Genomic DNA, 11,444 nt, shown 5'->3' on the forward strand with positions numbered 1-11,444 from the left:
TATGCCTTATATTTGTGGAACCCGCTCGATGGCCATGGATTTGGATCTCCGACCGCACAAAAAATAGAGCCATTACGGTACAAAACAACAAAGAATATATAGATGGTAACTTTTAAAGACAAACAAGGCAGAAATATTGAAATCAAAGAAGAGGGCAATAATATCGTCGCCACTCACAACAATAACAAAGCCGGAGACCTGGAATTGACTGAATGCTATGATCTGGGCCATGGCGTTACCGTCCCACCAACTATGCGCGGTGTCTTCACTTACGACGATTATAAAAATAGTGGTATTGCCGAAGCCATGGTAAGGTATGCCTCCGAAATGTATGGCCCAATTAATCCTGGTAAAATTAACACCGGGCAAAACCACGATGATAATTCCTTAACGGATGAAGGAGAAGGATTTACTAGAGAAATGCAAAAAAGAGGGTTAATTAATCCATTTAATTAAAATACAACGGGCCGATCATCCCAACACGTCGTATACCGAGGAGAAAGTAGCCTCTGCTTCATCTTATGCTTTCTCTCAACACCACAAGAGGCAAAATGCACCGTATCACGGCCATGTTTTTTATTAAGCTCATCGAGCATGGACATTAATTTTTGTGACTTTTCAGGAACCGGCTTAAAAAAGAAATCTTGCTGAGTGGATCCTGAATCAACCAGACCATCGAGAAACACGCCAGCTTTCTGATATTTCAGCCCAGACCTGAAAATCTTCTTCAGGCAATAGAACGCGCACTTAATGATCAAAGCAGTATCATAAGAAGCTTCGGGAAAGTTTATACTAAAGGAATTGGAATAATAAGTTTGATCTTTCCCATGCGGACTTGTTCGTAAAAACACAGTAAGTCTATTTACAGATAGATTTTGTTTTCTCATCTTTTCCGCAGCTCGTGATGCATATTCAGCAACTGCTTCTTGAACTCGGATATAATGTTCCTGGCCCTGCCCAAATCCGCGAGAAACCATAATTCCCTTTTTAGTGGGTATGACTTCCTCCAGCTCCAAGCATGATTGCCCCTTCAGCTCATAAATCATGCGTTCCATGACAACTGAAAATTTGGATCTCATTCGTTTAGGATCTGCCAGTGACAATTCGAGCGCGTTGTATATTCCAAGCTCCTGAAGCTTGGGAGTAAGCCTCCGAGAGATACCCCATATGTCTTCATTTTCGATTGTCTTGAGTTGTTCCTGGTCATTCTCTTCCAGCAAAAAAACGCCGGCATGTTCTGCGTGTTTCTTTGCTATCCGGTTTGCAATCTTCGCAAGTGTTTTTGTTCTGGCGATCCCAACACAAACAGGCAAGCCAACATCCCTCAAAACCCGGTTCTTGATATCACGGCCAAGAGATATAATTTCATCTGAAGAACCACGCAAAAGCAAAAAAGATTCATCAATAGAATAAACCTCAACCCTATTAGTGAACTGCTGATAAACCTTCACTGTTCTCGAAGATAAGCTACCGTAAAGAGGATAGTTTGAGCTAAAAACCTTTGTTCCTGTCTCTCTGATTTTATCCTGGACCTGATGGAAAATGTCCCCCATCGAAAAATTCAAATTTTTGGCTTCTTGCGACCGGGCAATAACACACCCATCATTATTGGAAAGAACAACAACTGGAACATTATTAAGGTCCGGACGAAACAATCGCTCGCAGGAAACATAAAAATTATTTACGTCAACTAAAGCAAACCAATCATTGGGGGAGCTGGTTGATGACATTAGTCACGACCCCCCAAATCACAAGATCCTGCTCTTTAGATATATTAATCGGATTGTAAGTCGTATTTTCTGGCCGTAACTGGACAACACCAGATTTATTATACAAACGCTTAACCGTGAGCTGACCGTCAATCACAGCAATAACGACACTACCATGTCGTGGCTCGATAGACCGATCAACGACAAGAGTAGATCCAGGCATAATTCCAGCACCAATCATTGAATCCCCCGCAACCTTCATCAAGAAGGTCGCGTGTGGATGCCGGATAAGCTGCTCGTTTAAATCTATCTCGCCTTCTATGTAGTCTTCGGCAGGAGAAGGAAATCCAGCCGGAATACGCCACGCCACAAGAGCGAGAGGGTAAGACCACTTGTTTACTACGGATATAGGGTAAGAAACATTGTTGATATCAGTCATTCTTATAAAATGAAACTGACGATAATAAGAGTCAATGTTCTTTTTTTGTTCTCGCAAATTATATTTATAGATAATCCCCGGTTTTAACGGGTTCCGGAAGTAGAATCTTCTCATTAACACCGCTATTCTGTGGGAGCATTGGTCAAGTCCTTTAGCCTAGATAATGCCTTGCAAATAAAGTACTTAGCAGACTTGGTGTTGTGAGTGTGGGATAGTTGCCCATATGTTGACACTACGTAATACATCTGAAACTATTAATTCTAAAAGTTATTTAGCTTCCATTACTTACAGCTACATAAAATATATATTTTAATGGATATAATTATGACAGAAAAAGTAAAGTATACTTTAAAAAATGGAGCTACTCGCATAGCTAATGCCGATCTAGCATATATCCCAAAACAAATTAAGGGTAATCCCCCCTCTAGGATTATGATTAAGCGTAGCCTAATCACCATCATTTTAATTAGTTTGTTAGGTGCAATTTATTTTATTTACGACCAAATCAAACAACAGAGAGACCTTGAATGCTCACGTGCAGCTTATTCATCATTATATGAAGAAATGAACCCAAATTATAAAAGTAAAAGAAAAACAAATTTATCAAATTCAAATAAACTAACCAAAACAGATAGCTATTACGAAAACCTTGCTCCTTCATACAACAAGCCAGACTACGTTCAAGTATATCGACGGAAGCGTGAGATGGGGTGCTTATAATGCGTATGTTCTTTTTACCGATACTCCTAGCATCTATAATTCCCTCAACAGCACAAGCGGATCAAGGAAGCCAATATATATCAATTAACTGTATTCCAGAACTCCAACGGTTTTCTATAGAAAGCTTTTGGGTCAGAGGAGAGATAAAAGGGGACTATAATAAAAAGATTAACACCCTTATAAACAAGGGTTACATTCCAGATAGTAAAAGCTCTATGGGAAGTTGCCCACTAGGATTAAAGAAACTTACTTGGGTTTACGATGATATCCAAGAATATGGTAACCATTGTGGAGCAGCATTTTGGGGAGGAAATTTAACGGTAAAAATAGGGGAAACCACACTTTTAGATAACCTACATATACTCGGTGACTATTCTTGTTATGGTTCATTTATACAAAAAATAGTTATAAATGAATATGACAATCAGTACGAAATCCATTTTACAGGCTATTGGGAGCAAGCCAACCTAGTAGACTATGATCCAAATAACTTCCCTTTGAAAAATGAAAATATAACAGCTATTGCAAAGCCATGTGAAGAACAAGGCGGAAACCAATGCAATTATCTATCTGATTCTATTGTTTTCGAAATTCCGTAAAACTATCAAATTTAAACCTGATTACATATAGCTACTAAACATTCGAAGGAAGTCTGATTGTGGAGTATTTAATTTATTTCGTTCTTTTTTGTGTTTTTGTATATGGAATTAGTCAATTTAGACAAAAAGGGAATGCCCATACTGAATTGATAGAAACCAATTTCCGAGCAGCAATGCTATGTAAAGTAGGGGCCTTAGATGGAAGCTTAATAACGGCCCATTTAGGGACAATAAAAGATATCTACGAGGCTGTTCATAAACGGCACAATCACGGTTTTGGTTTTGATATTGATCAAAGTCTCCAAATTGAAAGGGAAATAAATTTAAAAGTAACTGGTATGGCAGAGTTTTTCCGAGCTAAGCATCCAAATGTAGACCTGCAACAATTAGCTTCAGGCTTATACCTTGAAAATATGTTACACCAACATATAAGCCCAATTTGGCAGCTTGTTCTGGAAGAACAAGGAGATATAACACTGTTTCAAAAGTAATTTTTTTCTAACCGCGATTTAAAAGTGTCTCTTTTTGAGGCTACGCATTACATACACTTAAGATCGATAGGTAATGCTCCCACTCAACAGGTTTCGCCTTCATTTTTTTAACCAGGACTTCAAAACCTTTATAATACACCAATATACTATCCCGAATAAATCAACCTATCAGTTGGCATTATCCACATAAGCTTCTAACACTTGCAGACACTGCTCAGCTCGTTTCCGTGACACTGAAGGATTGCCATAGCTATATTTTGCAAGCTCACTTTGACATTCTTCTACACTTGGGAACATACGATAAGAAACATAACTCCAAGCAATAAAAACCATAAATATAAGTACGGCGATTCCAATAATATTTTTCATTACCCCCCCAAGGGACTTAAGGTCCTAACTAAAAAAGCACTATCAAGCAGCATCTTCACGTAAATGATCGATATCAGCCTGCTCCCACTTCTCAGGATCAGGATTCCAACACCCCAAATACTGACGATCTTGAGCAAAAACACTACTTTCCTTCGAACCACACTTACAACACTTAATCCGAGATTTAATATCGTAGACATACATGAAAGGTGTATATTTAGGGTGCTCCAGTAAGACATCAGGATCTATGTGGTTTTTATGTCCACAAACGGCGCAGCATACACTCAAGACTTGATCACAATCAGACAACGCGCCCAGGGTCCAATAATCCATTTAATTTGAACTTTCTGCTTTGAGTTTATCTATTCTTCGATAAAGACTGGATCTGGAAAGGCCGATAGTTTTTGCTACCGAAGTTGCTGTACGCGGTTTGCCGTTTTCATCGGGTGTTTCCAAAAGCTGCATAGCCATCCGAATACTATCATCAGATACCTTCTCTTTGGGACCGGACTTTTTGCCACTGGCCCATGCCGCCTCTAATCCGCGCATAGTACGCTCGATATTTAAATCTCTCTCAAGCTCTGCAAAGGCGGATAAAATCAACAGAATAAGCTTACCAATTGGGCCAGCCGATGAGTCCAAACCATCCGTAATTGATTGAAAGTTGATTTCACGATCACTTAGTTCTTCAAGAAATACCAAAAGCTCTGTAGTCTTTCGGCCAAGTCGATCCAGTTTCCACACAACGAGAGTGTCACCGGGCTTCATTGCATCGAGCGCACTTTCCAACTCCGGCTTAATTGTTGCCACCCCGGATATTTTCTCATGGAAAACTTTCTCACAACCAGCCGCATATAAATCTTTAATTTGAGCATCAAGATTTTGCTCGGTTGTTGAAACTCGCGCGTAACCAATTTTCACAACAATTGTCCTGTATTATAATCTATATTGATTGAATTATAGGACACGTAAATACAGGACACAAATAAAAGACACTGTTTCACAGTTTTTTCACAGCAAAACAGGACAGTCCTATAAACCATCGATTATAAGACAGCATTCATCGCAAAAAACACATACTGATCATTTTTTGCATAAATTAGTTGAATTATGCGTGAATCGTCATCATTATGATTTTCTGTATAAATATTCAGGAAATTAAAAAATGGCTTTCAGAGCAGACGAAGCAGAAAGAAATGGAATAGAAAAAGCTTTAGGTTACCTAGTTCCAAAAGGTGTAGATCCGGCAACAAGGGAAGAATGCAAAAATACAATATTAGATATCATTGATGAATGCGGCCCTGTTGTCAGTGCTTATCCATCATGGCACCCAATTGTTTCCTACAACAAGGAGGTAAGAAGCCCTGTAACTACACCAGGTGAAAGATGTGGCTACAAAGGACTGGATCATACTATTTATTTTGTTAACGGATTTATAACTTGCCCATATACAGACGGGAAATCTGTTATGAGTTCAGTTGACACTATCAACAATAGCTTAAGACCAGAAATAGCATATCTCTCAGCAGAAAAGTTGGATGTCAATCTATATAACAGCGGTACAGCATCTATCTTAGTTCGTTGTCATTGGGGGAAATTAGGCCCGAACAAAACGATACCAAAATCATTGGCGTTACCCCTTTTATTAGAGCGAGAACTTCTAGGCTGGGAAGATGCTGACTATGGAGAAACCTGGGAAACCATGCGCCCATACTTTTTAGGTATGCCTCATGGAAGCAGATCCTCTTTATTCCTAGATCAAGAAACCGGACAAGCGTTAAAGAAAATTTGGAATGCCATAATTCAAACTGGGATGTATGGGCCAATCATGGTTGGTAGATGACGGAAATGAATATGAATCTCTCTTATCTAATAAATACCAAGAAAAATACCAAAACTTCATAGATTATGTTCTGCAGTATGAACTAGTAAACCGTCATGTCAGAGTTTGGCACTACACCAAGTTGACCGACGAAGAAGTCTCTATTTTTGAAAAACAGCTCATACCAGCCTCTGAAAACCACCTTTGTAACAGATTGAACAGGTTAGTCGAAATCGGGAAAATAACAGAAAACGACAAGAACCATATTTTAGATAACTCAAGATATTATACGGAACCAAACGAAAGATTAGATTTGCTTTGGACCACACTGATACCCTGCTCTGCAAACAATTCACGTGTTGAATTACTTTTGGGATACTGGGGAGGTGAAGGAGCATACTTTGGATTAAGTAACAGCGACCCAGTACGATCAAAATTAAAGGAAATCGGAAGAAGCCGCATTTGTGAAATTTCTGTACCCCTTACAGAATTTTCGAATGCACTATCAGCCGCAATAACCGTTGCTAAAGCGTGGGCAAGAAAATTCGGCATAGGAGTTTCTTTTGAAGGTTCAGACCCACGTCTAGGTGAGTCTCTGGTAAATGCAAAAGTTCTAAAGATACACACTGAAGGTATTGGGCGGTTTCAGGATATTGGATTGAGTTACCCCGAAAGAGTAGAAGAAATACCCAATAGTCACTTTCAGTGATGGCCTTTAGACACCTTATTTCTTGTTCTCTATTGAAAACAGACTGAGATACGAAATGTTAGGAACAAACTATTGTTAAGGTACGAACTAACAAAAAAACATGCTGGCATAATTCTTTGGGGAGATCCTTGGACACTTAATGACCTATTTGATTTTATTCACCGGATTAATGAAGAAAGTTCTGCGATAACGAATAAAGAATCATTCATGATATCTTTGGCATACGATGTTAGAAAAGCCTATCAGAGAGAACGAGAGGTAACCTCCGTTGAAAGCTTTGAAGACAGCTATAAGTTATATGGTGTAAAAATTATATGGCCTGTTTTGTTGTTGCAGATAAGCGTTCTTCGAAATGCAATGGGCTTTCTTCCCACCACGCGGTCTGACCAAGCCATAATGTTTGATTTGGAATCAACAATTGAAGCTGCTTTAAAGAAAGCTATACCAAATGATGCTGATAAAATCTTTGAATTATTGGGAGTAATAGGCTCAGAAAAGTTAGAGCATCTGGAGAAAATATACTTAAGTAAGTGCAAAAAGTATGTAAGCTTATCAACGAGGCAAAGGCTTAAAACATTACTTCCGCTACTGCAAACAATGTCATCTAGTTATAATCTTCTATCAAAGCATCATGAAAATAACTTTGACTTTGATGAACATCGATTTGATTGGCCCAAGTTCGATTGGTGAGGACTAAAAGCCGAAAAAAATTAAATTTTTATTTAAAGATATGGAATTTTATCTGATCCTGTTGCAAAAGTTATAACTTCAGTGTTCGGATTGACTTGATAGGAGCTTTTGTAGCTGGATCACGATATCCAAGTGCTACTTGAATCATTTCAAGGGACTGACTGTTTTGTAAGGCGACTTCACGTGGGGAAATTCCTTTGAGTTCAGCCATTGGTTTCTCCAATAAATCATCACAATATTTGGACCCAAAGTGGTTTTGTAAGAATGCTTTCACTTCTTTTATCCGCATCTCAGCAAAATCAAGGTTTTCTGAAACGTTGTTGATTACTTCGGGATTATCAAAACGAGGGCTTAGGTGAGAATTTGAGGTAGGTTGAAGGCCCTCGATTGTATATTGTGACGGCTCTGATGAGTTTACTTGTTTGGGACTATTGTAGCCAATTGGCATTTCGCTTCTGATACATACGTTAGAAATGTCTTCACGCAAGCGCTGAAAACTATCTTTTAGAAGTTTTGGATGTCCATCCCACCAAACTGAGCTACCCTTTTTCAAATTTTTCCGGACAAGACTGATCAATATTTCCTGAGCTTTTGCCGTTTTTTCTCCTTGTACAAAATTATTCGCATTTACAGCGGTCTTGGGGACCAGAACTTCGGTGTTACCAGATCTAAAAAGAACTTTATGGGGTCTTTGCTTTCCCTCTGGATAAGTTATCAGGCTATCGGGTATGCCAGCCTCCATGTTGAGCTGATACTCTATGCCTTCTTCTCTGAGGGAGCTGATAATGTTATTAGCAAGTATGATAACTTCTTCAATTTCGAGAAGAATATTACGGCACTTGGAAGTGATATAGCCGAGCCCCTTATCTACCTCTGAAGCACTGTATAGATTTGAATGCTTTACATGAGGAAAACCACCCTTACGGCCTTTTTTGAAGAACCAATGTAAACTGGATACTGCAGTACCATTTAAACATCGATCAATCTCTTCGATTTCTGCCGTAGGTCGAGTAGAGGTTTCAAATTCGAAACCTATCCGTAAACCTGATGCCTTTCTTTCACATACTACATCACAGAAGATTTCTCCAAACTTCACTTCAGGAGTAACATTCCAGCCTAAGTCTCTGGCCATTAGAGCAATTGAGGCAATAATGGCATCATGACTTTCCCCTTTCTTTTTGGCGTGGCAGTTCTCCAGTGTATATGGAGGATGAGCAAAGTGTTTTACCCTTACTTCTGGTGTCCTTGGTAAGGCGTCTACTCCGCAACAAGGTAATTTAAGTCTTTTAGCTTCAGCAGCCTCAATAACACCGTACCATTGTTTTTCAGACAATTCATAAGCTAGGACATCTTGGCTTCCGGCTTCTTCATGTATGACAGCTCGTTGGGGCATTTGTTTCTCTGCTTAAAAGAATAAACCCTATATTATAATTAGAGTAAATAATTTCAATTTATAAGTGTTTTCGGTTATCAAAAATGAGACACTTGGGCAGCTACAGACTGCCGAGCGCTGTAACATTCAGCACGAGGTGTAACTTTTTTGTTCTCAATTTAAGTAAGCGAAGAACTAAGTTTGTAAGATCAGTTTCAGATAATGTGAGTTCAATATCACTTAATTCGAACAGAAAGTGGGTTTACATTCGCAAATAAAGTGAGCTCAAATTATCGATGTTTGCAAGCATTGGCCTGGATCATTGCAAGCCGTTAAACATAGAGGCTATTAATATTTCAAATTTAACGTTTATGGCAATTATAATTCCAAGCACCACCATTTAATTCCTGGAAACCTGTTCCACTTATTGTTCTTCCAGAAATATTCATCACTTTTGTTCCTTCATCCTTGACATTACTGTTATCTCCGCCACTCAGACCGCGCTCTGTTATAGTGTCTCCTGATATTAATATTTCTTCGACACCATTATTATCAAACACCATAGAAACACCATCTGCCAAATGATATCCTGGATTAAGTTTCCTTTGGCAGTAACCAGAAAAACTTGATAAATATCGGTTGGTTCCGACCTTTTTGTTAATATTTTTTGTAGTCTTGCAGTTAACGGTTTGGCCTTTAAATTTTACCTGTTGATTACAGCTCCAAGTACCCATAATGCGAGCGTCTGCTGCTGATATGTCAAGATGATTAGTTGACGGAGGATTTTCAGGATTCCTGGGTAACAAATTAGTATCTCGGCATATTTTGCAACTTTGTAATGTCAGTTCAGGCCTTTTTGAACGCCCTAACCACTCCTCAGTTTCCAATCCACCAGTAACAATTGTAACTTTAGGATTTGAATCTGCATACCAATCTACTCTGGAACACTGCTGTGTATTTGTAGTGATTTTAAACCAGTTATTATCAAGCTCAATACTCGCCTGACAATTACCGACCCAATTATTATAATCGCATTGGCAGCGGGTGGAACTTTGAGCGACAGCTATAGAGGATATTGAAAATACGAATAAAAAGGAGAGAAACACAAAATTCCACATTTCTTATTCCCATCACTGCCAGTCGATGAACTTATTAAAGGGACTTTTCCAAACAATCCAAAATTTAGAAAATATTATACATGCCTGCGTTAGTTTTGGAATTATTATTATCCTACTAGTTGTAATGGCTCGAAATGATCCAAACCACCAAAATTATGGAATAAAATATGGCTTATTCAAATACCAAGTCGCACGGAAGATAAGCCCAATTTATTTCTTATTTCAGCTTTTTTAACAATCAAAATGCCTCACCTACGATACCACTTAGGCCCTCGGTAAAGCTTCCATAAAGGAAACAGGGCAAACACCAACGCAATATAAAGCGTTCCTAGTAAATGTAGAATTGAGACGAAAAGTAAAAGGACCAAATACCCATACAAACCTTTCTTTTGTAAAGGCAATCCAGAATTATACAATCCATAGGATTTAACGGCATTACAGCTTGGACAAACTGTTGCTTCAGGATGAATTTCAGTAAAACAAAATTCGCATTTATTCTGATTCAATTCATAATTCTTTTTCGAAACACACCCTGCCGGAATACTCAAACTTTCGCCCTCTTGATAAGGAACTTCTACAGAATAAGTACCTTTATACTCTTGTATCGAAAATGAAGCTGCATAATCAATTTTTTGACGAACACCAAGCTTCTCTTCCAGTTCATAGCTATTAGGAATTAATGGAAGCCGTAACATTTCATCCCTGGCATCCCGACAAAAATCACTTTCAAGATGAGGAGAATAAAATCCAGGTTGATCATCTTCAACCCAACCTTCTGGACAATCATCAAAAGCTAAGCAGAAAACCCGGTCTTTATATGGGGTGACTGGCTTCAGCGCATAATCACCAGAAAACGAACCATATTTATTTGCAAATGCATCAATGAGAGGTTCGATTGACTTCCGCGCTTTCTCAATTTCATTAAAAATATTTATAAGGCCCGGATCAGTTAGAACATATTCAAGATACCGTGTTTTTGAAGCTTCCATTTACCTATCCATAATATTCCGGGACAACTTTACTAAGGCCAGCTACTATCAATTCATCAGAGAGCACTTTTTTAATCTTGAATGCACGACTTGATAATTCTCTTCAGCTTTTTGAACAGCCCGATTATGCTCTTCATGTATGCGATAATAATCTGGATCTGTTTGTAAAGTCTCAGGACGTCCAGACAGTAGGGACAAATCCATCATTGCATGATGAATCATCTTTATGATCAGACAGTGATTTAATCATAACCAACTCACCCAAAAATATAATTAATCAGGTCGGAACCAACTGGATAAGCGAATATCAATGCCAGAAGGATAAAAATAATATTACGATTTTTGAAAAGGAAAATGGCAAAGAAGATTTTAAAAATAGTAGGCATGGGGAGCCCGCAGAATTCGGAAAAAATCGTA

The 11,444-nt window shown here is 38.6% G+C and carries 14 protein-coding genes; 7 read left to right on the forward strand and 7 right to left on the reverse strand.

Annotation, left to right across the window (positions count from 1 at the left end; genetic code table 11):
- Positions 1-102 precede the first annotated feature (102 nt).
- A complete protein-coding gene (locus WH95_RS19785; protein WP_046510149.1) occupies positions 103-456 on the forward strand; it encodes a hypothetical protein in 354 nt (117 codons plus the stop codon).
- Here the strand turns inward: WH95_RS19785 and WH95_RS19790 are convergent.
- Complete coding sequence (locus WH95_RS19790) at positions 453-1,730, reverse strand: Y-family DNA polymerase (RefSeq protein ID WP_046510150.1); 1,278 nt, start codon at positions 1,728-1,730, stop codon at positions 453-455. The two genes, WH95_RS19785 and WH95_RS19790, sit on opposite strands and share 4 nt — an antisense overlap.
- On the reverse strand, positions 1,705-2,148 hold the full coding sequence (locus WH95_RS19795) for a LexA family protein (protein ID WP_052742181.1): 444 nt from the start codon (positions 2,146-2,148) through the stop codon (positions 1,705-1,707). Before WH95_RS19795 ends, WH95_RS19790 begins: the two co-directional genes overlap by 26 nt.
- Positions 2,149-2,472: 324 nt before the next feature.
- Here WH95_RS19795 and WH95_RS19800 point away from each other — a divergent pair, with 324 nt between their 5' ends.
- Genes WH95_RS19800 through WH95_RS19810 form a run of 3 tightly spaced genes read left to right on the forward strand, consistent with a single transcriptional unit; the run spans position 2,473 to position 3,958 of the window.
- Positions 2,473-2,868 (forward strand): hypothetical protein, encoded by a 396-nt coding sequence (locus WH95_RS19800; protein WP_046510151.1) that lies wholly within the window; start codon positions 2,473-2,475, stop codon positions 2,866-2,868.
- A complete protein-coding gene (locus WH95_RS19805) occupies positions 2,868-3,467 on the forward strand; it encodes a hypothetical protein (RefSeq protein ID WP_046510153.1) in 600 nt (199 codons plus the stop codon). The genes WH95_RS19800 and WH95_RS19805 overlap by 1 nt, the downstream gene beginning before the upstream one ends.
- Before the next feature lie 59 nt (positions 3,468-3,526).
- Positions 3,527-3,958, forward strand: a complete 432-nt coding sequence (locus tag WH95_RS19810) for a hypothetical protein (RefSeq protein WP_046510154.1) — start codon at positions 3,527-3,529, stop codon at positions 3,956-3,958.
- 168 nt (positions 3,959-4,126) lie between these two features.
- On the opposite strand, the gene WH95_RS19815 is transcribed toward WH95_RS19810, so the two are convergent.
- Both WH95_RS19815 and WH95_RS19825 read right to left on the reverse strand, forming a co-directional pair.
- A complete protein-coding gene (locus tag WH95_RS19815; RefSeq protein ID WP_046510155.1) occupies positions 4,127-4,327 on the reverse strand; it encodes a hypothetical protein in 201 nt (66 codons plus the stop codon).
- A 333-nt stretch (positions 4,328-4,660) separates the two neighbouring features.
- Positions 4,661-5,248 (reverse strand): recombinase family protein, encoded by a 588-nt coding sequence (locus WH95_RS19825; RefSeq protein ID WP_046510157.1) that lies wholly within the window; start codon positions 5,246-5,248, stop codon positions 4,661-4,663.
- A gap of 244 nt (positions 5,249-5,492) precedes the next feature.
- Here WH95_RS19825 and WH95_RS19830 point away from each other — a divergent pair, with 244 nt between their 5' ends.
- The 3 genes from WH95_RS19830 to WH95_RS19840 all read left to right on the forward strand — a co-directional run bounded on the left by WH95_RS19830 (position 5,493) and on the right by WH95_RS19840 (position 7,548).
- Positions 5,493-6,170 (forward strand): hypothetical protein, encoded by a 678-nt coding sequence (locus WH95_RS19830; RefSeq protein ID WP_046510159.1) that lies wholly within the window; start codon positions 5,493-5,495, stop codon positions 6,168-6,170.
- A complete protein-coding gene (locus tag WH95_RS19835; protein ID WP_157846032.1) occupies positions 6,160-6,858 on the forward strand; it encodes a hypothetical protein in 699 nt (232 codons plus the stop codon). Before WH95_RS19830 ends, WH95_RS19835 begins: the two co-directional genes overlap by 11 nt.
- Positions 6,859-6,930: 72 nt before the next feature.
- A complete protein-coding gene (locus WH95_RS19840) occupies positions 6,931-7,548 on the forward strand; it encodes a DUF6904 family protein (RefSeq protein ID WP_052742180.1) in 618 nt (205 codons plus the stop codon).
- A gap of 70 nt (positions 7,549-7,618) precedes the next feature.
- Here the strand turns inward: WH95_RS19840 and WH95_RS19845 are convergent, their stop codons facing one another.
- The 3 genes from WH95_RS19845 to WH95_RS19860 form a co-directional block, all read right to left on the reverse strand.
- Entirely contained in the window at positions 7,619-8,941 is a 1,323-nt protein-coding gene (locus tag WH95_RS19845; RefSeq protein ID WP_046510161.1) for a competence protein CoiA family protein, read from the reverse strand.
- Positions 8,942-9,282: 341 nt separating this feature from the next.
- Positions 9,283-10,038, reverse strand: coding sequence for a hypothetical protein (locus WH95_RS19850; protein WP_046510162.1), 756 nt, complete (start codon positions 10,036-10,038; stop codon positions 9,283-9,285).
- Between the two features lie 248 nt (positions 10,039-10,286).
- Positions 10,287-11,027, reverse strand: a complete 741-nt coding sequence (locus tag WH95_RS19860; protein ID WP_046510165.1) for a hypothetical protein — start codon at positions 11,025-11,027, stop codon at positions 10,287-10,289.
- Between the last annotated feature and the right edge of the window lie 417 nt (positions 11,028-11,444).

Source organism: Kiloniella litopenaei (genome assembly GCF_000982415.1).
In the GTDB taxonomy this organism is placed as follows: Bacteria; Pseudomonadota; Alphaproteobacteria; order Kiloniellales; family Kiloniellaceae; genus Kiloniella; species Kiloniella litopenaei.